The organism is Candidatus Pelagibacter communis (assembly GCF_001179985.1).
In the GTDB taxonomy this organism is placed as follows: Bacteria; Pseudomonadota; Alphaproteobacteria; order Pelagibacterales; family Pelagibacteraceae; genus Pelagibacter; species Pelagibacter ubique_J.
Genome location: NZ_CVSI01000058.1, coordinates 183,318 through 205,153, shown reverse-complemented (window position 1 = coordinate 205,153; position 21,836 = coordinate 183,318). Strand labels below are relative to the sequence as shown.

The following is a 21,836-nucleotide window of genomic DNA, read 5'->3' as shown; positions in this document are numbered from 1 at the left end:
ATGGAAAAACAAAATATTAGAATTAAGTTAAGGGCATATGATAATAAGGTTTTAGATCAGTCAACCGAGGAAATAGTAAATACTGTTAAAAGAACCGGTGCTAATATTAAAGGCCCAATACCCTTACCAACTAAAATCGAAAGATATACCGTTTTGAAATCCCCTCATATTGACAAAAAAAGTAGGGAACAATTTGAAACAAGAACTCATAAAAGATTAATAGATATTATTGAACCAACACCACAAACTGTAGAGGCATTAATGAAATTAGATTTAGCCTCAGGTGTAGATGTGGAGATTAAAATTTAATGACTGAAATAGGCTTAATTGGAAAAAAAATTGGAATGACTAGAGAATTTTACAAAACTGGGCAATCTGTCCCTGTAACTGTAATCAAATTTGATACAGGTAGAGTGATACAATTACTATCAAAGGAAAAAAATGGATACAATGCTGTTCAAATAGGTTTTGGAAAAATTAAAAATTCAAAACTATCGAAACAAATGAAGGGATATTTTGCAAAAAAAAATACTGAGCCAAAAAAAGTATTAAAGGAATTTAGAGTTAAAAGTTTAGAAAATTTTAAAGAGGGAAATGAAATAGGTATAGAAATATTTAAAGATACAAAATTTGTAGACATTAAATCAAAAACAATTGGAAAAGGCTTTGCAGGAGCTATGAAAAGACACAATTTTGCGGGATTAAGAGCATCCCACGGAGTTTCAATATCGCATAGAGCACACGGATCAACAGGTCAAAACCAAGATCCAGGAAAAGTATTTAAAAACAAGAAAATGGCGGGACATATGGGTGATAAAATTAGAACAATGCAAAATATTGAAATAATTAAATCTGATCCTGAAAATAATTTATTATTTTTAAAAGGGTCAATACCTGGCTCAAAAAATACCCAGGTTGTAGTAAAAGAGTCTGTTAAAAATGTAAGAAAACTTACAATGAGTGAAAAAATTGAGAAAATTGAGAAATTAAAAAAAATACCAGAAAAAAAGAAAAAATAAATGAAGTTAGACAAAATTAGTTTAGACGGAAAAAAAACATCAATTGAAGTTATGGATAAAATCTTCTCATCTAAAGTTAATGAAAAGTTAATAAGTAAAGTGATTTATAAAACAAATGCAAATTACAAAGGTAGAAAATCTAAAACAAAACAAAAAAATGAGATTATTGGATCCACATCTAAAATATATGCTCAAAAAGGTACAGGTAACGCTAGACATGCAAGTAGAAAAGCCCCAATATTTGTTGGTGGAGGTGTTGCTCATGGTCCAAAAGGTGAAACAAAATATAAGAAAAGAAAGTTAAATAAAAATGAAAAGAGATTAAGTATCGCTTCAATATTGACAAAAAAACATAAATTAAATGACTTAATAATATTTAATGATTTCTCAAAAGTAATTAAAAAAACAAAAGAAATGAATTTAATTTTAAAAAAATTCCACGCTATAAATAGTATTCTTATTTTAGACAAGTCCTCAAAAAATAACATTGATAAAGCTGTTAGAAATATTCCAAATGTAAAGTGTACTGATATAAATCATTTCAGTGCATTTGATATAGTTAAGTACAAAAAAATTATTTTTACCGAAACATCATTAAAAGAATTAGAAAAAAGGTATAACTAAATGACTAAAATTAATTTATATGACTCAATAGTTGGTCCAGTTATTACTGAAAAGTCTACTAATTTATCATCTCTAAATAAAATTGTGTTTAAAGTAATTGACTCTGCTAATAAAAAAAATTTAAAAAAAATATAGAAAAAATTTTTAAAGTTAACATTACAAAAATAAATATTATTAATAAAAGAAACAGAACTAAATTTACGAGAGGGAGAAAAGTCAAAGTCAAAGGTTACAAAAAGGCGATTATCACTCTTAAAAAAGGTCAAAGTATTGATTTAACAACAGGTATTTAATGAGCTTAAAAACATTTAAACCATATACAAAATCTTCAAGAGGTACAATTCTTGTTGACAGAAATAAAGTTTGGAAAGGCAAACCTTACAAACCTCTTACATCTGTTAAATACTCATCAAGTGGAAGAAATAATCAAGGAAGGATTACAGCAAGGAATATAGGTGGTGGTCATAAACAAAAATATAGATTAATAGATTTTTATAGAAAAAAAAAAGGATTGATGGCGGAAGTTGAAAGAGTTGAATATGATCCTAACAGATCATGTCATATTATGTTAGTAAAATTTGAAGATGGTGAAAAATATTATTATTTGGCACCGCAAGGAATAAAGATTGGAGACAAGGTATCAAATGGTGGTGACTCAGAGATAAAAGTTGGAAACTGCTTGCCATTATCTGAAATACCTGTTGGAATAAATATTCACAATGTAGAGATTAATCCAGGCGGAGGTGGAAAAATTGCAAGATCAGCTGGTACCTCGGTTTCAATTTCAGGAACAGATGGAAATTATTCTATTATTAAAATGGCCTCAGGTGAAGTAAGAAGAATTGACTCTAGATCGTTAGCTACAATTGGAGTTCTCTCAAACCCTGATCAAAAAAATATTAAAATAGGTAAAGCTGGAAGATCAAGATGGCTTGGAAGAAGACCTCACACCAGAGGTGTAGTCATGAACCCAGTTGATCATCCTCATGGCGGTGGTGAGGGTAAATCTGCTGGTGGAAGACATCCAGTGTCACGAACAGGTCAATCAGCTAAGGGTTTAAAGACAAGAGACAATAAAAGAACAGATAAATATATAATTAGAAGAAGGAAAACGAAGAAGGGATAATTTATGGCAAGGTCAGTTTGGAAAGGTCCATTTGTTGAAGAAAGCTTGATTAAAAAGGTTGAGAAACAAAAAAATGACACTAATAAAAAGCCAATAAAAACCTGGTCAAGAAAGTCTACAATTATTCCTGATTTTATTGGGTTGAGTTTTTTGATATATAATGGAAAAAAATTTATACCATTAACAATTTCTGAGGACATGGTTGGCCATAAATTTGGAGAGTTTGCTCCTACAAGACAATTTTTTGGCCATACTCCAGCAGATAAAAAAGCTAAAGAGGATGAAAGTAAGGAAAAAAAATAGATGGATAAAGCAAACAAAAATAATGGAATTAATTTAGTTAGATCAGTTAACAAAAATGTTAGATCGAGCACAAGAAAATTAAAACCAATTTTAAAATCATTAGTTGGCAAAAAAGTCGACTTTGCACTTAGAGACTTAGAGTTTTCAAATAAAAGAATATGTGGTGAAGTAAAAAAAACTCTTTCATCTGCTATTGCTAATGCAGAAAATAATTTTCAATATGATATAGATAAATTGATTATTAAAGAGGCTTATTGTGGAAAACAGGTTGTAATGAAAAGATTTAGACCAAGAGCAAAAGGCAGAGCTTCTCCAATAATGAAACCTTATTCGAATTTAACTATAATATTATCAGAATCAACAAAAGATCAGAAGGATAAACATGGGACAAAAGGTTAATCCTGTAGGATATAGACTTGGCGTTAACAGAGGTTGGGACTCTGTTTGGTATGCTAAAAAAAAAGATTTTGGTAAATTCTTAATAGAAGATTTTAAAATTAGAGAATATATAAAAAAAAACGTCATTAATTCTGGTGTATCTAAAGTTATGATAGAAAGAACATCAAAAAAATGCTTTGTAACTATTTATACATCAAGACCTGGTTTCGTAATTGGCAAAAAGGGTAGCGATATAGAAAAAATTAAAAATAAACTTTCAGCTTTAACAACAAATGAAGTAAATTTAAATATTAAAGAAGTTAAAAAACCTGAGACGAATGGTTTTCTTGTTGCAGAAAATATTGCCCAACAATTAGTTAAAAGAATATCATATAGAAGAGCAATGAAAAGAGCTATGCAGTCTGCATTAAGATTAGGTGCTAAAGGTATAAAAGTTTCTGTTAGTGGAAGATTGGGAGGAAATGAAATTGCGAGAACCGAATGGCTAAGAGAAGGAAGTATACCCTCACACACACTTAGAGCAGATATTGATTATGCAGAATCCGAAGCATTGACAACTTATGGCATAATAGGAATAAAAGTATGGATCTACAAAGGAGAAATTTTTTCAAGAGAATTCAATCAGGAGACAAATAAAAAATAATTATGTTACAGCCAACCAGAACAAAATTTAGAAAAGCTCATAAAGGCAGAATTCACGGTAATGCTTCAAGATGCAATATAATGAATTATGGTTCTTTTGGTTTAAAAGCATTACAACCTGATAGAGTTATATCAAAACAAATTGAAGCAGCCAGAGTTGCTTTAACAAGACATATGAAAAGACAAGGTAGAGTTTGGACAAGAGTATTTCCAAATATACCAGTTTCAAAAAAACCTACAGAAGTTAGAATGGGAAAAGGCAAAGGATCACCTGAATTTTGGGCTTGTAGAGTTAAGCCTGGTAGAATTTTATTTGAAGTAGATGGTGTATCAGAACAAATTGCAAAAGAGGCACTTTATAAAGCTTCAGCAAAATTACCTATTAAAACAAAATTTATTAGGAGGTTTGCATAATGAAAAAAAGTGAATTTAAGAAATTAACATTAGATAAAGCAAAAAAAGATCTTGAGAAAAATAAAAAGGATCTATTTAATTTAAGATTTCAAAAAACCAATGGTCAATTAACTAATACTTCTAAATTTAACTCAACTAAGAAAACAATTGCTAAATTGTTAACATTTATAGATAGGAAAAAAAATGCCTAAAAAAATTCTAAGTGGAATAGTGGTAAGTGATAAACCAAATAAAACAGTCACAGTTTTAGTTGAAAGAAAATATCAACATCCTTTATTTAAAAAAGTAATAAAAGTAAGAAAAAAATTTAGTGCTCATGATGAAAAAAATATATTTAAAAATGGAGATAAAGTTAAAATTATTGAATGCAAACCTTATTCAAAAACTAAAAAATTTCAAGTTATGGAGGACAAAAGATGATTCAAGTACAAACCGAGTTAGGTGTTGCTGATAACACTGGTGCAAAAAGAATTGAGTGCATCAAAGTTCTAGGTGGATCAAAAAGAAGATATGCCAGTATAGGTGATACTATTGTTGTTGCTGTTAAAGAGGCAATACCAAAAGGCAAAGTTAAAAAAGGATCTGTTCATAAAGCTGTTGTAGTAAGAGTAAAAAAAGGAATTCATCGGGATGACGGTTCAAAAGTAAAATTTGATAATAATGCTGCAGTTTTGACTGACGACAAAGGCGAGCCAATAGGCACAAGAATTTTTGGCCCAGTAACAAGAGAGTTACGTGGAAGAGGTCAAATGAAAATTATATCACTAGCTCCGGAGGTAATATAGTGATCACAAAAGGAATAAACGTAAAAATATTAACTGGCAAAGATAAAAACAAAACAGGTGAAATTATAGAAGTTGATAGAAATAATAATCGTGTGAAAATTAAAGGAGCAAATATGATTAAAAAACACGTAAAGACAACGAAGGATAAAAAAGGTGGCATATTTGAAAAAGAAAACTTTATACATATTTCTAACATCTCTATTTTAAAAAATGAAAAAAAAAAGAATCAAATAAACAAAAATGATACCAAGATTAAAAGAACTTTATAAAAAAGAAATTAAAACTTCACTAAAGGAAAAGTATGGTTTTAAGAATTTAAATATGTCGCCTGAGTTAAATAAGATAGTTATTAACATGGGTCTAGGAATAGATGGCAATGATAACAAGATCATGAAATCATGTGAGGAAGATTTGTCAAAAATAACTGGACAAAAACCTGTTACAACAAAATTCAAAAAATCAATCTCAAATTTTAAAACCAGAAAAGCTACTAAGGCTGGTTTAAAAGTAACATTAAGAAAAAATAAAATGTATGAGTTCATTGATAGATTAGTAAATATTGCGTTACCTAGAATTAAAGATTTTAGAGGTTTATCAACCGAAGGTTTTGATAAATTTGGTAATTACACATTTGGTGTTAAGGAACATATTATTTTTCCTGAAGTAAATTTTGATAAAGTAGATAAAATCAGAGGATTAGATATCACGATTGTTATCAGATCTATTTCAAAAGAGCACAGTTTAGAATTATTAAAAAAATTTAATTTTCCATTTAAATCTGAAAGGAGTAATTGATGGCGAAACTAAGTTCAATAAATAAAAATAATAGAAGGATTAAACTTTCAGAAAAGTTTTTTAAGAAAAGAACAAAGTTAAAAAAAATAATAATGAATAAAAAACTTTCTTTAGAGGAGAGATTTAAAGCGCAACAAAAATTGTCTAAATTACCAAGAAACTCAGCAAAAAATAGAGTAAGAAATAGGTGCCAAATTACTGGTAGACCTCATGGTGTTTATAGAAAACTAAAAATTTCCAGAATTGCCTTAAGACAGTTGGGACTTCAAGGAAAAATTCCTGGAATGGTAAAATCAAGTTGGTAGAAAGGAAATATTATGAGTTTAAGTGATCCAATCGGAGATATGTTAGCTAGAATAAAGAATTCTCAAATGAGAAATCATAAAAAAGTGGAGATGCCTTCATCAATTTTTAAAACTAAAATTGCTGATGTTTTAAAGAACGAAGGTTATATAAATAACTTTAATGTAGATAATAATGACAATAAAAATATTTTAATAATAGATTTGAAATATAACTCAGGATCACCAGTCATATCGGTTATCGAAAGGGTTTCAAGACCTGGTAGAAGAATATTTTCTAGTGCTGAGAGTTTACCGAAAATAAACAATGGCCTGGGCATTGCTATTGTTTCAACGCCCAAGGGTGTTATGACCGACTTAGAAGCAAGAAAGCAAAAAGTGGGTGGAGAGGTTATTTGTAAGGTTTTTTAAATGTCAAAAATAGGAAAAATAAATATATCAATACCAGATAAAGTAAAGGTGATACTTTCTGGATCAGAAGTTAACATTGAGGGACCTTTAGGTAAACAATCTATTAAGATTAACTTAGACTTGTTCGATTTAAAAGTAAATGATGGAAAAGATATTTCTTTAAAACCAAAAAAAATAGATGAAACTACTAAAAGACTTTGGGGAATGAACAGAAGTTTGCTAAATAATGCAATAATAGGTTCGAGTGTAGGATTTGAAAAAGTGCTTGAATTGTCAGGCGTAGGATACAGAGCAGCATTAAAAGGAAATCAATTAAACCTTCAGCTAGGATTCAGCCATGACATTAACTTTGATATACCAAATGAAATAAAAATTGGTGTAGAAAAGCAAACAACAATTAAGATTACTGGGATAAATAAGCAAAAAGTAGGAATGGTTGCATCAAAAATAAAATCATTTAGACCTCCTGAACCGTACAAGGGCAAGGGTATAAGGGAAAAAGGTCAGTATGTTTTGAAAAAAGAGGGAAAAAAGAAATAATGAAACTAGATACTATTCAAAGAAAAAAATTTAGAATTAGAAATAAACTTAAAAAAAATGCAACTAAAGATAGATATCGATTAAGTGTATCAAGAAGTTTAAAAAATTTTTCTGCTCAAATTATTGATGATGTAAACAATAAAACATTATTATCAGCCTCTTCTATTGAGAAAGATGTTAAAGCATTACCTAAAACAAACAAAATATCACTTTCTAAAATTGTTGCTGAAAAATTGGCAAAAAAAGCCTTAGATAAAAATATTAAGAAAATCTATTTTGATAGAGGTAAATTCAAATATCATGGTCGAGTAAAAGAATTTGCTGAAACTTTAAGAAAAAATGGAATGGAATTTTAGATGAAAAATGATGATTTTATAGAAAAACTAGTTCATGTTAATAGAATAACTAAAGTAGTTAAAGGTGGGAGAAGATTTGGTTTTTCAGCTCTAGTTGTTGTTGGAAATCAAAATGGTAAAATTGGGATTGCTCATGCTAAAGCAAAACAAGTGCCTGACGCTATAAAAAAAGCAAATGAATTAGCAAGAAGAAATTTATTTCAGATACCTTTAAGAGAGGGTAGGACAATACATCACGATGTATTTGGCAAAGATGGTGCAGGAAAAATTAAAATGAGAGCTGCTCCAAAGGGAACAGGAATAATTGCTGGAGGTCCAGTAAGAGCAGTTTGTGAGGTATTAGGTATTAGAGACATTGTCGTAAAATCGTTAGGCACTGCAAACCCACATAATGTTATAAGAGCTTGCTTAAAGGCATTAAAAAAACAAAATTCACCAAAACAAATATCTATTATTAGAAATAAAAAAATTGCTGAAATAATCGAAAAAAGAGGTTAGATGCTTAACAACTTAAAAAAAATTAAACAAAAAAAAATAAGAGTTGGAAGAGGTATAGGATCGGGAAGAGGAAAAACTTCAGGAAGGGGTATAAAAGGTCAAAAATCCAGGTCTGGTGTTGCCATTAAAAGTTTTGAAGGTGGTCAAATGCCATTATATAGAAGACTACCTAAAAGAGGCTTTAACACAATAAGAGTTAAAGATATAGGTGCTCTAAATCTTGCTAAAATTCAATATTTTATAGAACAAAAAAAAATAAAAACAAGTGACAGGATTGATTTGGCTCTTTTAAAGAAACTAAATATAATTAAAAAGAGATATAAAAAACTTAAAGTACTTGGCAAAGGGGAGATCAAAGAAAAATTGAATATTGAAGTTAATTTCTTATCAGACTCAGCAAAAACCAAGTTAGAACAATCAGGTTCAAGTATAAAAATTATTAATAAATAACTTTAAAATGAGCTCTATTGCCCAATCTGGAGATTTAAAAAATCGTATAATTTTTACTATATTCATTCTTGCGATTTATAGGTTTGGAACTTTTGTCCCTTTACCAGGTATTGATCCTGATCAGCTAAAAATAATGATGGAGGGTAATCAAAAAGGGCTTTTAGGAATGTTTAATGTTTTTGCAGGTGGTGCAGTAAGTCGGATGGCTATTTTTGCTCTCGGCATTATGCCTTACATTTCTTCAGCTATAATAGTTCAGTTATTAACAGGAGTTTCTGATTATTTTAAAAATCTAAAAAGCCAAGGCGAGATTGGAAGAAAAAAAATTACCCAAATAACTAGATATGGAACCGTTCTACTTGCAACTATTCAAGGATACGGTCTTTCTGTAGGTCTTGAGGCATCACAAGGTTTAGTAATTAATCCCGGAATATTTTTTAAAATTTCTACAGTTACAACAATTGTTGCTGGAACTGTTTTCTTAATGTGGTTAGGTGAACAGATTACCCAAAGAGGTATTGGTAACGGAATTTCTTTAATTATTTTTTCTGGCATAGTAGCAGAAATACCTAGAGCATTGGTTACTACATTTGAATTAGGTAGAACAGGAGCAATTTCAACTGTAATGATAATTTTAATATTTATATTATTAATATGCACTATCATGTTCGTAGTTTTTATGGAAAGAGCTTTAAGAAAAATTTTGATAAATTACCCTAAAAGACAAATGGGCAATAAGATGTATGGTGGTGAGTCTTCACATCTACCACTAAAAATTAATACTGCTGGAGTTATACCAGCAATTTTTGCTTCAGCTTTATTACTTTTACCCGTAACTTTATCGAATTTCAATTTTTCAACTAATGATACTGTAACTTCAATTGCGTCTTATTTTACCCAAGGTCAACCACTATATATGCTATTATACGCTACCGGAATTATTTTTTTTACTTTTTTTTATACATCAATAACTTTTAACCCAGTTGAAACTGCTGAGAACTTAAGAAAGTATGGAGGATTTATACCAGGCATAAGACCAGGAGAAAGTACAGCTATTTACATAGAACAAATTTTAACAAGATTAACGACCATTGGAGCTTTGTATTTAACTTTAGTTTGCTTAATGCCTGAATTTTTAATCTCAAGGTATCCCATTCCTTTTTATTTAGGAGGTGCATCTATACTAATTGTTGTAGTCGTAGCTATAGACACAGTTACTCAAATACAAACAAGATTAATGAGTGCTCAATACGAACAATTAATTAAAAAAACAAAATTTGGAAGATAAAAGTGAATATAATTTTATTTGGGCCACCAGGCGCTGGTAAAGGAACTCAAGCTAAATATTTAAAAAATAAATTGAATAATTACCAAGTTTCTACAGGTGATATATTGCGCGACGAAATAAAAAAAGAAACTGAAATTGGAAAAAAAATAATTAGTTGTATGAACGATGGTAAATTCGTTGATGATGAAATTATCAATAAACTTATAAAAAAAATTATATTTGATAAACAAAAAAAAAATAAACTTATTTTTGATGGTTATCCTAGGACATTAGAACAAGCAAAAAATTTAAACTCATGGTTAACAGACTCAGATCAAAAAATAGATTTTATTTTTTTTCTTAATGTAAATAAAAACATTATCATTGAAAGAATTAAAAAAAGAAAAATTATAGAAAAAAGATCTGATGACAATCTAGAAACATTTATTAAAAGATATGACACTTATATGGAGACCACAAAACCTGTTTTAGATTATTACTCAATCAAACCTAATTTTAATGAAATTGATGGTGGGTTAAAAATCACTGAAATTACCAATAAAATCAACAGTTTTTTAGAGGTTTAAAAGTTGACATTAAATTAACTTCTTATATAAAAGGCTAGATTTTATCTCATAATTATGGCTCGTATCGCAGGTGTAAATATTCCGCAAAACAAAATCGTCCAGGTAGGACTTACTTATATTTATGGTATTGGGGATAAATTTTCAAAACAAATTTGTAAAGATTTGGATATTGCAAAACCAACTCGTGTTAATCAACTAACTGATGATCAAATATTAAAAATAAGAGAATATATAGATAAACATTTTTCTGTAGAGGGTGATTTACGAAGAGATTACTCAATGAGTATTAAAAGGTTAATTGATTTGGCATGCTATAGAGGTTCTAGGCATAAAAAAAAATTACCTGTCCGTGGTCAAAGAACAAGATGTAATGCACGAACAAGAAAAGGAAAAGCAATAGCTATTGCAGGGAAAAAGTTAACACCATTAAAAAAATAATTTATGTCAAAAAAAGAAGTTGATAATAAAAACGAGATTAAAGACAAGAAAGTAGCAAAAAAAAGCTCTTACTCAAAAAAAAAAAAGGTTAAAAAAAATATACCTAATGGCATAGCGTACGTACAATCAACATTTAATAATACAATTGTTTCAATTGCTGATAGCGAAGGTAACGTTATTTCGTGGTCATCCGCAGGCCAAAAAGGATTTAAAGGATCAAGAAAATCAACACCTTATGCTGCTCAAATTGCGGCAGACTCTGCTGCAACAAAAGCTTTAGAATATGGTATGAAAACATTAATAGTGGAGATAAAAGGTCCGGGTTCTGGTAGAGAAACAGCTCTTAGAGCATTACAATCAAGAGGATTTAAAATATTATCAATAAAAGATACTACACCAATGCCTCATAATGGAACAAGACCACCAAAAAAAAGGAGAGTTTAATGGAAAACGCTGAAATAAACCCAAAAAATTGGAAATCATTAATAAAACCTAGTAAGCTTGATGTTAATTTAAGCGAAGATAAAACATATGCAAAAATAACAGCTGAACCTTTAGAAAAGGGATATGGTTTAACATTAGGAAATTCGTTAAGAAGAATATTATTATCATCGATAAGAGGTACAGCTGTTACCTCAATTCAAATTGATGGTGTTTTACATGAATTCACCTCAATTAAAGGTGTTAGAGAAGACGTCACAGATATAGTTTTAAACGTTAAATCTTTAGCTTTAAAAGGTAATTCAGAGGGAACAAAAAAATTAATCTTAGATGCAAAAGGTCCAGGTGTAATTAAAGCATCAAACATAACACCGATAAATGAAATCGAAATATTAAACCCTGATCTTGTAATTTGTAATTTAGATGAAAATACCAATTTCCATATGGAGATGACTGTTGGAAATGGAAAAGGGTACGTATCCGCAGACTTAAATAAACCAGAAGAACCACCTCTTGGATTAATACCAATCGACTCTTTGTTTAGCCCAGTTAAAAAAGTCTCATATTCAGTAAGTACTGCTAGAGAAGGTAAGGCACTTGATTATGATAAACTTATCATGGAAGTAGAAACAAACGGTTCGATTTCAGCTGAGGATGCTTTAGCTTATTCTGCAAGAATTTTTCAAGATCAACTTTCAATGTTTATTAATTTTGATGAGCCTCAAGAGGTTGCAATTACAGAGTCTCCTAAAGAACCAGAATTTAATAGAAATCTTCTTAGAAAAGTTGACGAACTTGAACTTTCAGTAAGATCTATGAACTGTTTAAAGAATGACAATATAATTTATATTGGCGATTTAGTGCAAAAATCTGAGGGCGAAATGTTAAGAACACCTAACTTTGGAAGAAAGTCATTGAATGAGATTAAAGAAATTCTTAATGGAATGTCACTATATCTTGGTATGGAAATACCTAATTGGCCACCTGAAAACATAGCCGAATTATCTAAAAAATTGGAAGAAAGCATCTAAATGAGACACAAACTAGGGTATAAAAAGCTTAACAGAACATCTGAGCATCGAAAAGCCTTAATAAAAAACATGCTTAATTCACTAATCAAATACGAGCAAATAATTACAACTTTACCAAAAGCAAAGCTTATAAAACCACAAGCAGAAAAGCTAATAACTTTAGGAAAAAAAAAAAACTTGACTAACACCAGAGTTTTAATTTCTAAATTACAAGACAAAACAAACGCTAATAAAATCTTAAATACCCTATCAAAAAGATATGAGAAAAGAGCTGGTGGTTATACTAGAATAGTTAAAGCTGGTTATAGATATGGAGATAATTCACCTATGGCAGTCATAGAATTTGTAGATAGAGATATTGAGGCTAAAAGAAAATTTAAAAAGAAAAAAAAAGAAGACCCCAAAACAGAAGATAAAAACAAAAAACAAATACCAGCATAATCAACTCAAGATAAATGAATAGGTCTTATAAAATAAAACCAATTCATGCTACTATGCGATTAGATAGGTGGATTAAAAATAATATAGGTAAATACCCTCAATCATTGCTAGAAAAATCAATTAGAAAAGGAAAAATCAAATTAAATAAAAAAAAAACAAACTCTTCATATAAACTAAAAATAGGAGATGAAGTAAGTTTTTATAATTTCAATTATGAATTCAAAAAAGTAAAATCTATCAAATATACACCTTCCAAAAAAAATTTAGATGAAAATGAAAAATCATTAATTGAGGATAATGATGAATTTATAGTAATAAATAAAAAGGCTGGTGTTTCCGTACAAGGTGGCACAAAATCTAGAAATAATTTAATAGACATTTTTTCTAATAGTAATTTATTTAAAGATACTAAACCTTATTCAGTTCATCGGTTAGACAAGGAAACCTCAGGTGTTATGATTATAGCTAAAAATTATAATAGTGCAAAATTATTAACTTCATTATTTAGATTAAGAAAAGTTCATAAAACATATTTAGCTATTTGTCATGGAATATTTAAAAATAAAAAAGGTGAAATAAGAGGTAATTTGATTAAATATGAAAAAGAAAAAAAAATTTCAGAACTAGCGATTACCAATTATAATGTAATTAGTTCTAACAATTTTTTTAGTTTCCTTGAACTAAAACCAGTTACTGGCAGAAAACATCAACTAAGAAAACAACTTTCGTTTATGGGTAATCCTATAGTCGGAGATGTTAAATATAATAATATTAAATCTAAAAATAAAGATCAAAAAAAATTAATGCTTCATTCTTACAAGATAAAATTTTTAATAAATAACAAGAAATTTAATTTTCAAGCCAAACTTCCTGATTATTTTAATAATTATTTAAATAAAAAAAGATTAATAATCTAAATTAATTAATAGATTCTTTTTTAATTTATTCAAAATTTTTTCTTTATTTACTTTTTTGATATTAATTATATTTATAATACCTTTATCTCTTATTCCGCACGGAACAATTTTTTTATATTCTTCTAAACTGTTCGAATAATTTATAGAAAATCCGTGAAAAGCGATCCATTTTTTTACTCTAATTCCTATTGCTGCAATCTTTTTAATTTGATTATTATGATTTATCCATATTCCAATATTTTTTCTGTCATTAAAAGATTTCATATCTAATTCCTCTAATGTATTGATAATACTTTTTTCTATTGCTGATATAAATCTTCTAATATCTTTTTTTCTTTTATTTAAATCAATAACCAAATAACAAATTATTTGACCTGGACCATGCCATGTAATCTTTCCACCTCTATTTGTTTTAAAAATTTTTATTGATTTTTCAATAATATCATTCTCTTTGTAACTTGTTCCTGCTGTAAAAATTGATTTATGTTCTAAAAACCATATGAGTTCTCTTCCATTTTTTAGTGCTAAATTATGGACTCTTTTTTCTAGTATATTAATTGCCGTTTTATAATATACCGGTTTTATTGATTTTTTGATCTCTATATCCATTTAAAAATTGTATTATATGTATTTTGTATTAATAGTTCTAATAAATTTTTAAATAGTAAAAAAATGTCCACTTTGAAAAAAAATAAAGATCAAAAAGTAAATTTTGAATTTAATAAAGAATATATAAAAGTTATTGTAGAAAAAATTCAAAATAATGATGTCGATTTTCTATCAAATTCCTTTAAGGAAATGCACCCTGCTGACGCTGCTGATATTATCGAACATTTAAATCAGAATGATCGTGAAAATTTGATTAAGTTAAACAATTTTAATATCAATCCTGAGATATTCGTTGAATTAAATGAAAATATTCAATCCGAGATAGTAAAAATGCTGTCTTCTGAGTCTATTGTTTTTATACTAAAAAATTTAGAGTCAGATGACGCTATTAAAATACTAGAAAATATAGAAGAAGAAAATAAAAACCAAATTCTATCTTCTCTTCCTCCTAAAGACCGATTTGTGCTTTTAGAAAGTTTAAGTTATCCCGAAGACACTGCCGCTAGAATTATGCAAAGAGAATTCACAGCTATTCCTAGCAACTGGTCTGTGGGTCAAACAATTGATTATCTTAGAGAAAATAAAGATTTACCAGATCAATTTTTAGAAATCTACATTATAGACAATGAATTTAAACCACTCGGAACTGTTCCTTCATCTAAAGTTTTGAGAACTTCAAGAGAAACAAAAATGATTGATATAATGCTTGAGTCGCAAGTTACAATACCAGTAGAAATGGACAAAGAAGAAGTTGGAAGGTTATTTGAAAACTATAACTTAAATTCAGCAGCTGTTATAGATAAAAATGGAAAATTAGTAGGGATGATCACAAGTGATGACATATTAACTGTTTTAAAAGAGGAAGCAGAAGAAGATACTTTAAGATTGGCAGGGGTAGGTGATGAAGAGATTACAGATGGAGTTATTAAAAAAACTCAAAGACGTTTTAATTGGCTATTATTAAATTTATTTACTGCTTTTCTTGCAACATGGGTAATTAGTAAATTTGGTGCAACTATAGAACAAATGGTTGCCCTAGCTTTTTTGATGCCTATAGTTGCTTCAATGGGTGGTAATGCAGGCATGCAAACTTTAGCTGTAACCATAAGAGGAATTGCTACGAACGACTTAACAGACAGTAATTTTTTAAAGATTGTTTTAAAAGAATTTAATATCGGAGTTCTAAATGGAATAATCTTTGCAATTATCAGTGCGTTAATTGTACAGCTATGGTTTAAAGATTATATATTATCTATAATTATTTCTGTCTCTATGATCTTAAATATGATTGTAGCTGGTTTATTTGGAATTTTGATACCAGTTACACTTAAGAAATTTAATATAGACCCTGCAATAGCATCAAGTGTTTTTGTAACAACAATTACAGATGTTATTGGTTTTCTTTCGTTTTTAGGAATAGGCGCTTATTTTTTTTATAATTAAAAGTTGTCAATTAACCTTATACCCTGAATATAGAAAGCTATAAAAATTTTTACGTTTTTTTTATTTATTTTTTTACTTAAGTTATTTTTATTTCTTAATTCTAAATATTCGATATTAAATTGTTTATTTTTATTTATAAAATTATTTATTATAAGTTTATTATTTAAATTTTTTCTTAACAGGATGAATAATTTTTTTACTTTTGAAATAAGCAAAGCGGATTCTTTTATAGATTTTTGATTTAATAATACGTTCCTTGATGAATAAGCAAGTCCATTATTCATTCTAATAGTTTTGCATAATATGGTTTTTACATTCGAATTTTTTTTTAAAAATTCTCTAATTAGTATGTATTGCTGATAGTCCTTTTCACCTAAAAATATTTTATTTATTTTCAATTTTTTGATGAATTGATTAATTACACTTAAAACTCCCTCAAAATGACCTGGTCTATATTTTGCACATAATATTTTATTCGATTTGCTAATTTTAAACTTCCTTTTTTTTTTATTTCCATAAACATCTTTAATGCTAGGTATTAAAACATAGTCCACTTTGAGATTATTTAACAATTTAAGATCATTTTGAATATTTTTTGGATATTTATTATAATCTTTTTTATTATTAAATTGAGCAGGGTTAATAAATATACTCACCAATGTTTTCTTGCATTTTTTTTGTGATTTTTTTATCAAACTCACGTGTCCTTCATGTAGGGCTCCCATAGTTGGTACAAAACCAATATCTGCCTTAAAATTAACTTCTTTATTAAGTTTATTAATGCTTTTAAAAATAATCATTTATGGTACTCCACTAATAATAGTTATTTATGATTAGACAAGCAATAATACCTTTGGCTGGTCTTGGTACAAGACTCCTGCCATTAACAAGCGTTTTTGCCAAAGAATTATTACCAATGAATGGTCGAGCTGGTATCGAATATATATTAGATGAATGTATTGATGCTGGAATTAAAGAAGTTGTATTTATAATTTCCAAAAACAAAATGATGATAAAAGATTATTTTTATAAGGATAATTTTTACAAAAAAATCATTAAAAAAAAGGGTGATAAAAGAATAATTAACGAGTATAGAAAAATCCTAAAATATAAAAAGATGATAAAATTTGTATATCAAAACAAACCTTTGGGTACTGGTGATGCCGTACTTAAAACAAAAAAATTTATAAAAGATAAATATTTTTTAATGTTATTACCAGATGATTTAATCGTAAAAAAAAATTGTTCAAAAGACATGATTAGTATTAGCATGAAAAATAGATGTTCCGTTATGGCGAGTATGAAAGTAAAAAAAAACAATGTAAGTAGATGGGGCATATATTCGGTATCCAAAAGACTTAATAAGGATAATTTTTTTATTAAAGATGTAATTGAAAAACCAACTATTAAAAAAGCACCTTCTACAAATGCAGTAATAGGTAGATATATTCTTCCAAAAAAAATATTTTCTAAATTAAAAAATCTTAAACCAGGTAAAGGTGGTGAAATTCATATTACAGATGCAATTAAAAAATTGATAAACGACGGGGATAAATTTATTGGACATAAATTCCGTGGTAAATATTTAGATTGTGGAAGTATGTCTGGGTATATCAAATCAGGAATAGAAATATCAAAGTTATGAAACTGTGTATGATAGGAACAGGTTATGTTGGCTTGGTTAGTGGGGTTTGTTTTTCAGATCTTGGAAATACTGTTTATTGCGTAGATAATGATATTGAAAAAATTAATGCTCTTGATAAAGGAATAGTGCCCATATATGAACCTGGTTTAGAGGAAATTCTAAAGCGCAATTATAAACAAAAAAGATTAATTTTTACTAATAATTTAAAAGAGGCAGTAGAAAACTCTGATATTATATTTATCTGTGTTGGTACTCCCACTAAAAAAAATAGTAACTCGGCTGATTTGAAATATGTTTTTAATGTTGCCAATAATTTAAAAAAACTCATAAAAAAATACAAAGTTGTTATCACAAAGTCCACAGTACCTGTCACTACTGGTGATAAAATTGAAAAAATTTTGATAAAACAAAAAAGAAAAAAATTGGTAGATGTTGTTTCTAATCCTGAATTTTTAAGAGAGGGTGAGGCAATAAGAGATTTTTTGAGCCCTGATAGAGTTGTAGTCGGAACTGATAGTAATAAGGCAAATAAATATCTTAAGAACCTTTATTTACCTATAGTTAAAAAGACAAGCAGATATTTTAGAACCTCAAGACGTGGAGCTGAACTAATTAAATATGCATCAAATGCTTTTCTAGCTACAAAGATATCCTATATCAATGAATTAGCAAATCTTTGTGAAAAAACAAATGTTGATATTAAAGAAATTTCTCAAGGTATGGGTTCAGATCAACGAATAGGGGATAGATTTTTAAGAGCTGGCCCGGCATACGGAGGCTCATGTTTTCCTAAGGATACTAGAGCAATAATAGACACCTCAAATAAGTTCAAATCAAATTTATCAATTATAAAAGCTGTAATTAAATCAAATGAAGATAGAAAAAAATTATTAACAGAAAAAGTATACAAAATTTTAAATAATAATCTAAAAAATAAATTAATAACTTTTTTAGGAGTTACTTTTAAGCCTAACACTGACGATATGAGAGAAGCATCGAGTTTATATATGATACCAAAATTATTAAAAAAGGGAGCTATTATCAATTATTTTGATCCGTCAGGTAAAAAAAATGAATTTAAGAAATTTAAAAGAGTTAAATATTGTAAAAATGTATCTCAAGCATGCCTTAGATCAGATTTAATAATTCTTCACACTGAATGGAATGAATTTAAAACTTTAAATTTTAAAAAATTAATTAAAAAGAGCAATTTTAAGGTGTTTGATATGCGTAATCTATATTCTCCAAAATCAATGAAAAAAAAAGGTATTAACTATTTTGGTATAGGAAGATAGTTATTTTATTTCAAAAATTGCATCAATCTCGACCGCAACACCTAACGGTAAGCTATTAACACTAACTGCCGCTCTAGTATGCATTCCTTTATCTTCGAGAATTTTCACCAACATATCAGACGCGCCATTAATTACTTTTGGTTGTTCAATAAAATCATTTGTCGAATTAACAAAACCAACTATTTTTACACAAGATTTGATTTTATCTAGATCTCCAGATAATATTTTCTTTGCTTGAGCTAAAATACTTAGCGCACATCTTTCTGCTGCTTTATATCCCTCTTCTGTATTTAAATCTTTACCTAACTTACCTTTTATTAACTCACCGTTTGAGTTCATAGAAATTTGTCCTGAAATATATAATAATTTTCCAACAATTTTACTTGCTAGGTATGATCCTACTGGTGTTGGTGCTTCAGGTAAAACAATCTTATTTTCTTTTAATTTTTTATCAGCACTCATTTATTTTTTTTTCTTTTTACTTCTATCGTATTCTTTTCTTTTCTCAATCAAAATCAATGCCTCTTCCATTGTTATTTCAGCTGGATCTTTCTCTTCAGGAATTGTAGCATTTAATGATTTGTATTTAATGTAAGGTCCGTACTGACCCTTCATAATTCTAACAGGTTTTTTGTCTTCTGGGTGTTCACCTAAATCTTTTATAATAGAAGATGAAATTCTACCTGGCTTAGCTTCTGATATTAAAGTTATTGCTCTGTTTAATCCAATATTAAACAATTCATCAATACTTTCTAATCTTGCAGATTTATTATCGCATTTCAAATATGGACCAAATCGACCAACATTTATTGTAATATCTTTTTCTAAATCTGGATGTTTACCAATTATTTTGGGAAGTGAACATAAATATTTTGCCTTATCAAGATCAACATTTTCTATATCTAAACCTTTTGGTATTGATACATTTTTATAGTTACTTTCTTCTTTCTTTTTCTTTTTGGTTTTAGTTTTCGTTTTTTTAATATTTTCTATTTCTTCATCGCTTAGTTCGTATTGCAAATAAGGACCAAATCTTCCATTTTTTAAAAATATTTCCTTTCCGATATCATTTTTTCCTATTAATTTAGGTTCTGCTAGATTCACTTGTTGTGATGCTTTAATTTTAGAAAGAGGTCTTGTAAATTTACACTCTGGATAACCAGAACACCCAATAAATGCACCTCCTCTAAAGCTATTTTTTAAACTTAATTCTCCTGTTTGACAAACCTTACATTTTCTATCAATTTTACCATTTTCATCTGTATCAAATATTAACTTTCCCAAACTTTCATTTAATAAATCAAGTACTTCTCGTGTTCTCTTTTCTTTTACATTTAAAACATTCTTATTAAAATCTATCCAAAATTGATCTAAAACTTTTATCCAATTTTCTTTCCCAGAGGTGATATCATCTAATTGATCCTCAAGTTTAGCAGTAAAATCATAGTCAACATATCTTGAAAACAGTTTCTCCAAAAAGGCAGATAGTAATTTTCCTCTATCGGTTGGGAAAAATCTCTTATTTACTATATCAGCATATCCTCTATTAGATATAACAGAGATAATACTTGCATATGTTGAAGGACGACCAATTCCTAATTCCTCTAATTTTTTAACTAAACTTGCTTCTGAAAATCGTGGAGGTGGTTGTGTAAAATGTTGCTCATCATTAAATTCTTTTATTTCGATAGGTCCCTTAGATACTTCAGGTAATATTTTTTCATCATCATTTTCATCAATTTTTTGAAGTTTTAAAAACCCATCAAATTTTATAGTTGAACCACTAGATTTTAATATGTTCTTCCCATCTTCTGAGGTAATTAATATAGTTTTTCTATCGAATTTAGCTGGCTGCATTTGAGATGATAGAGCTCTAGACCAAATAAGATCATATAATTTATACTGATCTGTACTTAAATATTTTTTTATACTTTCAGGTGAATTTTTTATTTCCGTTGGTCTTATTGCTTCATGTGCTTCTTGTGCATTTTTTGCTTTTTTACCAGAATAATTATTGGCTTGCTCGGGAAGATAATCATCACCATAATTTTCCTCTATATATTTTCTAAATAATGGAATAGCTTCTTTGGATATATTAGTGCCATCAGTTCTCATATAAGTTATTAAACCTTTGGTATCCCCGTCTATCTCAATACCTTGATAGAGTCTTTGTGCAATTTGCATTGTTCTTGAAGCACCAAAACCTAATTTACTTGAAGCAGATTGCTGGAGAGTTGAAGTTGTAAAAGGACCTGACGGGTTCCTTGTATATATTTTTGAAGTTATATCTTTAATTAAATATTTTTTTTCCTTAATTTTTGAAATGGCACTATTTATATCTTCTTTGTTTCTAAAACTAAATTTTTCAATTTTTTCTCCGTTTAATTCAGATATTGATGAAGTTAAAATATTTTTTGAAGAAGTAATAAAATTTACATTTATTGTCCAAAATTCTTCTGGATTAAATACCTCAATTTCATGTTCTCTTTCAGTTAACAATCTTAAAGCTACTGATTGAACTCTACCAGCTGACTTAGAGCCTGGTAATTTAGTCCATAATATTGGTGAAATGTTAAAACCTACTAAATAATCTAAAGCTCTTCTTGCCATGTAAGCATCAACAAGTTGACCTTCAAGTGATCTAGGATTTTCTATGCCATTTATAACTGCTTTTTTTGTGATTTCGTTAAATACTACTCTTTCAATTTTTTTATCTTTAAGTATTTTTTTTTCATCTAAAAATTCTTTGACATGCCATGCTATTGCTTCTCCTTCACGATCAGGGTCGGTAGCTAAAATAATTTTATCAGAGTCTTTTGCAACATCTGTAATCTCTTTTAAATATTTTTTCGAAAAACTATCTACTTCCCATATCATTTTGAATTTATTTTCTGGATCTACAGATCCATTTTTAGATGGTAAATCTCTTATATGACCGTAACTTGCAAGAACTGTATAATCTTTACCTAAATATTTATTTATTGTTTTTGCTTTGGCTGGACTTTCAACAATGACTAAATTCATTATAATAAAAGTACATTAAAGACCTAGATAGTCA

At 28.4% G+C, this 21,836-nt stretch carries 33 protein-coding genes and 1 pseudogene; 30 read left to right on the top strand and 4 right to left on the bottom strand.

The window, feature by feature from the left end; all coding sequences use genetic code 11:
* The 27 genes and pseudogenes from rpsJ to AMN80_RS03315 all read left to right on the top strand — a co-directional run bounded on the left by rpsJ (position 1) and on the right by AMN80_RS03315 (position 13,786).
* The gene (gene rpsJ, locus AMN80_RS03445) at positions 1–309 is read left to right on the top strand and encodes a 30S ribosomal protein S10 (RefSeq protein WP_075520592.1); all 309 of its coding nucleotides are present in this window, start codon (positions 1–3) and stop codon (positions 307–309) included.
* A complete protein-coding gene (gene rplC / locus AMN80_RS03440; protein ID WP_075520591.1) occupies positions 309–1,019 on the top strand; it encodes a 50S ribosomal protein L3 in 711 nt (236 codons plus the stop codon). The genes rpsJ and rplC overlap by 1 nt, the downstream gene beginning before the upstream one ends.
* A complete protein-coding gene (gene rplD, locus AMN80_RS03435; protein WP_075520590.1) occupies positions 1,020–1,643 on the top strand; it encodes a 50S ribosomal protein L4 in 624 nt (207 codons plus the stop codon).
* Positions 1,644–1,936: pseudogene (rplW, locus tag AMN80_RS05725) on the top strand (50S ribosomal protein L23).
* Positions 1,936–2,769 (top strand): 50S ribosomal protein L2, encoded by an 834-nt coding sequence (gene rplB / locus AMN80_RS03425; RefSeq protein WP_075520589.1) that lies wholly within the window; start codon positions 1,936–1,938, stop codon positions 2,767–2,769. Before rplW ends, rplB begins: the two are co-directional and overlap by 1 nt.
* 3 nt (positions 2,770–2,772) lie before the next feature.
* Entirely contained in the window at positions 2,773–3,072 is a 300-nt protein-coding gene (gene rpsS / locus AMN80_RS03420; RefSeq protein WP_075520588.1) for a 30S ribosomal protein S19, read from the top strand.
* Entirely contained in the window at positions 3,073–3,471 is a 399-nt protein-coding gene (gene rplV / locus AMN80_RS03415) for a 50S ribosomal protein L22 (RefSeq protein WP_075520587.1), read from the top strand. It abuts the gene before it with no gap.
* A complete protein-coding gene (rpsC, locus tag AMN80_RS03410) occupies positions 3,455–4,114 on the top strand; it encodes a 30S ribosomal protein S3 (protein WP_075520586.1) in 660 nt (219 codons plus the stop codon). The genes rplV and rpsC overlap by 17 nt, the downstream gene beginning before the upstream one ends.
* 2 nt (positions 4,115–4,116) lie before the next feature.
* The gene (gene rplP, locus AMN80_RS03405; protein WP_075520585.1) at positions 4,117–4,527 is read left to right on the top strand and encodes a 50S ribosomal protein L16; all 411 of its coding nucleotides are present in this window, start codon (positions 4,117–4,119) and stop codon (positions 4,525–4,527) included.
* Positions 4,527–4,718: a 50S ribosomal protein L29 gene (rpmC, locus tag AMN80_RS03400; protein ID WP_075520584.1), complete on the top strand. Its 192-nt coding sequence runs from the start codon at positions 4,527–4,529 to the stop codon at positions 4,716–4,718. The genes rplP and rpmC overlap by 1 nt, the downstream gene beginning before the upstream one ends.
* The gene (gene rpsQ, locus AMN80_RS03395; RefSeq protein ID WP_075520583.1) at positions 4,711–4,947 is read left to right on the top strand and encodes a 30S ribosomal protein S17; all 237 of its coding nucleotides are present in this window, start codon (positions 4,711–4,713) and stop codon (positions 4,945–4,947) included. Before rpmC ends, rpsQ begins: the two co-directional genes overlap by 8 nt.
* Positions 4,944–5,312 carry a 50S ribosomal protein L14 gene (gene rplN / locus AMN80_RS03390; RefSeq protein ID WP_075520582.1) on the top strand — a complete coding sequence of 123 codons (369 nt, stop codon included), beginning with the start codon at positions 4,944–4,946 and terminating at the stop codon, positions 5,310–5,312. Before rpsQ ends, rplN begins: the two co-directional genes overlap by 4 nt.
* Positions 5,312–5,581, top strand: coding sequence for a 50S ribosomal protein L24 (gene rplX / locus AMN80_RS03385; protein ID WP_075520581.1), 270 nt, complete (start codon positions 5,312–5,314; stop codon positions 5,579–5,581). Before rplN ends, rplX begins: the two co-directional genes overlap by 1 nt.
* On the top strand, positions 5,553–6,107 hold the full coding sequence (rplE, locus tag AMN80_RS03380; RefSeq protein WP_075520580.1) for a 50S ribosomal protein L5: 555 nt from the start codon (positions 5,553–5,555) through the stop codon (positions 6,105–6,107). Before rplX ends, rplE begins: the two co-directional genes overlap by 29 nt.
* Positions 6,107–6,412 carry a 30S ribosomal protein S14 gene (gene rpsN / locus AMN80_RS03375; protein WP_075520579.1) on the top strand — a complete coding sequence of 102 codons (306 nt, stop codon included), beginning with the start codon at positions 6,107–6,109 and terminating at the stop codon, positions 6,410–6,412. The genes rplE and rpsN overlap by 1 nt, the downstream gene beginning before the upstream one ends.
* A gap of 12 nt (positions 6,413–6,424) precedes the next feature.
* A complete protein-coding gene (rpsH, locus tag AMN80_RS03370) occupies positions 6,425–6,820 on the top strand; it encodes a 30S ribosomal protein S8 (RefSeq protein ID WP_075520578.1) in 396 nt (131 codons plus the stop codon).
* The gene (rplF, locus tag AMN80_RS03365; RefSeq protein WP_075520577.1) at positions 6,821–7,360 is read left to right on the top strand and encodes a 50S ribosomal protein L6; all 540 of its coding nucleotides are present in this window, start codon (positions 6,821–6,823) and stop codon (positions 7,358–7,360) included.
* Positions 7,360–7,716: a 50S ribosomal protein L18 gene (rplR, locus tag AMN80_RS05555; protein WP_075520576.1), complete on the top strand. Its 357-nt coding sequence runs from the start codon at positions 7,360–7,362 to the stop codon at positions 7,714–7,716. Before rplF ends, rplR begins: the two co-directional genes overlap by 1 nt.
* Positions 7,717–8,214 (top strand): 30S ribosomal protein S5, encoded by a 498-nt coding sequence (gene rpsE / locus AMN80_RS05550; RefSeq protein ID WP_075520575.1) that lies wholly within the window; start codon positions 7,717–7,719, stop codon positions 8,212–8,214.
* Entirely contained in the window at positions 8,215–8,664 is a 450-nt protein-coding gene (rplO, locus tag AMN80_RS03350) for a 50S ribosomal protein L15 (protein ID WP_075520574.1), read from the top strand.
* Between the two features lie 7 nt (positions 8,665–8,671).
* Positions 8,672–9,952: a preprotein translocase subunit SecY gene (gene secY / locus AMN80_RS03345; RefSeq protein ID WP_075520573.1), complete on the top strand. Its 1,281-nt coding sequence runs from the start codon at positions 8,672–8,674 to the stop codon at positions 9,950–9,952.
* 2 nt (positions 9,953–9,954) lie between these two features.
* Positions 9,955–10,518, top strand: coding sequence for an adenylate kinase (locus AMN80_RS03340; protein WP_075520572.1), 564 nt, complete (start codon positions 9,955–9,957; stop codon positions 10,516–10,518).
* A 54-nt stretch (positions 10,519–10,572) separates the two neighbouring features.
* Positions 10,573–10,956, top strand: a complete 384-nt coding sequence (rpsM, locus tag AMN80_RS03335) for a 30S ribosomal protein S13 (protein ID WP_075520571.1) — start codon at positions 10,573–10,575, stop codon at positions 10,954–10,956.
* 3 nt (positions 10,957–10,959) lie between these two features.
* Positions 10,960–11,400 (top strand): 30S ribosomal protein S11, encoded by a 441-nt coding sequence (gene rpsK / locus AMN80_RS03330; protein WP_082256550.1) that lies wholly within the window; start codon positions 10,960–10,962, stop codon positions 11,398–11,400.
* Positions 11,401–11,414: 14 nt separating this feature from the next.
* On the top strand, positions 11,415–12,428 hold the full coding sequence (locus AMN80_RS03325) for a DNA-directed RNA polymerase subunit alpha (RefSeq protein WP_425304129.1): 1,014 nt from the start codon (positions 11,415–11,417) through the stop codon (positions 12,426–12,428).
* Positions 12,429–12,869, top strand: a complete 441-nt coding sequence (rplQ, locus tag AMN80_RS03320; RefSeq protein ID WP_075520569.1) for a 50S ribosomal protein L17 — start codon at positions 12,429–12,431, stop codon at positions 12,867–12,869. It begins immediately after the preceding gene.
* Between the two features lie 14 nt (positions 12,870–12,883).
* A complete protein-coding gene (locus AMN80_RS03315; RefSeq protein ID WP_075520568.1) occupies positions 12,884–13,786 on the top strand; it encodes an RluA family pseudouridine synthase in 903 nt (300 codons plus the stop codon).
* Here AMN80_RS03315 and lipB read toward each other — a convergent pair.
* The gene (gene lipB, locus AMN80_RS03310; protein ID WP_075520567.1) at positions 13,775–14,395 is read right to left on the bottom strand and encodes a lipoyl(octanoyl) transferase LipB; all 621 of its coding nucleotides are present in this window, start codon (positions 14,393–14,395) and stop codon (positions 13,775–13,777) included. The genes AMN80_RS03315 and lipB overlap by 12 nt on opposite strands.
* Positions 14,396–14,458: 63 nt before the next feature.
* Here lipB and mgtE point away from each other — a divergent pair, with 63 nt between their 5' ends.
* Positions 14,459–15,838, top strand: coding sequence for a magnesium transporter (gene mgtE, locus AMN80_RS03305; protein ID WP_075520566.1), 1,380 nt, complete (start codon positions 14,459–14,461; stop codon positions 15,836–15,838).
* Here mgtE and AMN80_RS03300 read toward each other — a convergent pair.
* A complete protein-coding gene (locus tag AMN80_RS03300; protein WP_075520565.1) occupies positions 15,835–16,638 on the bottom strand; it encodes a pantoate--beta-alanine ligase in 804 nt (267 codons plus the stop codon). The genes mgtE and AMN80_RS03300 overlap by 4 nt on opposite strands.
* 29 nt (positions 16,639–16,667) lie before the next feature.
* On the opposite strand from AMN80_RS03300, the gene AMN80_RS03295 reads away from it, so the two are divergent.
* Positions 16,668–17,483, top strand: coding sequence for a sugar phosphate nucleotidyltransferase (locus AMN80_RS03295; RefSeq protein ID WP_075520564.1), 816 nt, complete (start codon positions 16,668–16,670; stop codon positions 17,481–17,483).
* Complete coding sequence (locus AMN80_RS03290) at positions 17,480–18,778, top strand: UDP-glucose dehydrogenase family protein (protein WP_075520563.1); 1,299 nt, start codon at positions 17,480–17,482, stop codon at positions 18,776–18,778. Before AMN80_RS03295 ends, AMN80_RS03290 begins: the two co-directional genes overlap by 4 nt.
* Here AMN80_RS03290 and AMN80_RS03285 read toward each other — a convergent pair whose 3' ends face one another.
* The gene (locus AMN80_RS03285; protein WP_075520562.1) at positions 18,779–19,240 is read right to left on the bottom strand and encodes a RidA family protein; all 462 of its coding nucleotides are present in this window, start codon (positions 19,238–19,240) and stop codon (positions 18,779–18,781) included.
* On the bottom strand, positions 19,241–21,802 hold the full coding sequence (topA, locus tag AMN80_RS03280) for a type I DNA topoisomerase (protein ID WP_075520561.1): 2,562 nt from the start codon (positions 21,800–21,802) through the stop codon (positions 19,241–19,243).
* Positions 21,803–21,836: the final 34 nt, after the last annotated feature.

Excerpts from the sequence above, each read along its gene's own strand:
- rpsJ (WP_075520592.1), top strand. The coding sequence starts at position 1 with ATGGAAAAACAAAATATTAGAATTAAGTTAAGGGCATATGATAATAAG.
- rplC (WP_075520591.1), top strand. The coding sequence starts at position 309 with ATGACTGAAATAGGCTTAATTGGAAAAAAAATTGGAATGACTAGAGAA.
- rplD (WP_075520590.1), top strand. The coding sequence starts at position 1,020 with ATGAAGTTAGACAAAATTAGTTTAGACGGAAAAAAAACATCAATTGAA.
- rplB (WP_075520589.1), top strand. The coding sequence starts at position 1,936 with ATGAGCTTAAAAACATTTAAACCATATACAAAATCTTCAAGAGGTACA.
- rpsS (WP_075520588.1), top strand. The coding sequence starts at position 2,773 with ATGGCAAGGTCAGTTTGGAAAGGTCCATTTGTTGAAGAAAGCTTGATT.
- rplV (WP_075520587.1), top strand. The coding sequence starts at position 3,073 with ATGGATAAAGCAAACAAAAATAATGGAATTAATTTAGTTAGATCAGTT.
- rpsC (WP_075520586.1), top strand. The coding sequence starts at position 3,455 with ATGGGACAAAAGGTTAATCCTGTAGGATATAGACTTGGCGTTAACAGA.
- rplP (WP_075520585.1), top strand. The coding sequence starts at position 4,117 with ATGTTACAGCCAACCAGAACAAAATTTAGAAAAGCTCATAAAGGCAGA.
- rpmC (WP_075520584.1), top strand. The coding sequence starts at position 4,527 with ATGAAAAAAAGTGAATTTAAGAAATTAACATTAGATAAAGCAAAAAAA.
- rpsQ (WP_075520583.1), top strand. The coding sequence starts at position 4,711 with ATGCCTAAAAAAATTCTAAGTGGAATAGTGGTAAGTGATAAACCAAAT.
- rplN (WP_075520582.1), top strand. The coding sequence starts at position 4,944 with ATGATTCAAGTACAAACCGAGTTAGGTGTTGCTGATAACACTGGTGCA.
- rplE (WP_075520580.1), top strand. The coding sequence starts at position 5,553 with ATGATACCAAGATTAAAAGAACTTTATAAAAAAGAAATTAAAACTTCA.
- rpsN (WP_075520579.1), top strand. The coding sequence starts at position 6,107 with ATGGCGAAACTAAGTTCAATAAATAAAAATAATAGAAGGATTAAACTT.
- rpsH (WP_075520578.1), top strand. The coding sequence starts at position 6,425 with ATGAGTTTAAGTGATCCAATCGGAGATATGTTAGCTAGAATAAAGAAT.
- rplF (WP_075520577.1), top strand. The coding sequence starts at position 6,821 with ATGTCAAAAATAGGAAAAATAAATATATCAATACCAGATAAAGTAAAG.
- rplR (WP_075520576.1), top strand. The coding sequence starts at position 7,360 with ATGAAACTAGATACTATTCAAAGAAAAAAATTTAGAATTAGAAATAAA.
- rpsE (WP_075520575.1), top strand. The coding sequence starts at position 7,717 with ATGAAAAATGATGATTTTATAGAAAAACTAGTTCATGTTAATAGAATA.
- rplO (WP_075520574.1), top strand. The coding sequence starts at position 8,215 with ATGCTTAACAACTTAAAAAAAATTAAACAAAAAAAAATAAGAGTTGGA.
- secY (WP_075520573.1), top strand. The coding sequence starts at position 8,672 with ATGAGCTCTATTGCCCAATCTGGAGATTTAAAAAATCGTATAATTTTT.
- rpsM (WP_075520571.1), top strand. The coding sequence starts at position 10,573 with ATGGCTCGTATCGCAGGTGTAAATATTCCGCAAAACAAAATCGTCCAG.
- rpsK (WP_082256550.1), top strand. The coding sequence starts at position 10,960 with ATGTCAAAAAAAGAAGTTGATAATAAAAACGAGATTAAAGACAAGAAA.
- rplQ (WP_075520569.1), top strand. The coding sequence starts at position 12,429 with ATGAGACACAAACTAGGGTATAAAAAGCTTAACAGAACATCTGAGCAT.
- AMN80_RS03315 (WP_075520568.1), top strand. The coding sequence starts at position 12,884 with ATGAATAGGTCTTATAAAATAAAACCAATTCATGCTACTATGCGATTA.
- lipB (WP_075520567.1), bottom strand. The coding sequence starts at position 14,395 with ATGGATATAGAGATCAAAAAATCAATAAAACCGGTATATTATAAAACG.
- mgtE (WP_075520566.1), top strand. The coding sequence starts at position 14,459 with ATGTCCACTTTGAAAAAAAATAAAGATCAAAAAGTAAATTTTGAATTT.
- AMN80_RS03300 (WP_075520565.1), bottom strand. The coding sequence starts at position 16,638 with ATGATTATTTTTAAAAGCATTAATAAACTTAATAAAGAAGTTAATTTT.
- AMN80_RS03295 (WP_075520564.1), top strand. The coding sequence starts at position 16,668 with ATGATTAGACAAGCAATAATACCTTTGGCTGGTCTTGGTACAAGACTC.
- AMN80_RS03290 (WP_075520563.1), top strand. The coding sequence starts at position 17,480 with ATGAAACTGTGTATGATAGGAACAGGTTATGTTGGCTTGGTTAGTGGG.
- AMN80_RS03285 (WP_075520562.1), bottom strand. The coding sequence starts at position 19,240 with ATGAGTGCTGATAAAAAATTAAAAGAAAATAAGATTGTTTTACCTGAA.
- topA (WP_075520561.1), bottom strand. The coding sequence starts at position 21,802 with ATGAATTTAGTCATTGTTGAAAGTCCAGCCAAAGCAAAAACAATAAAT.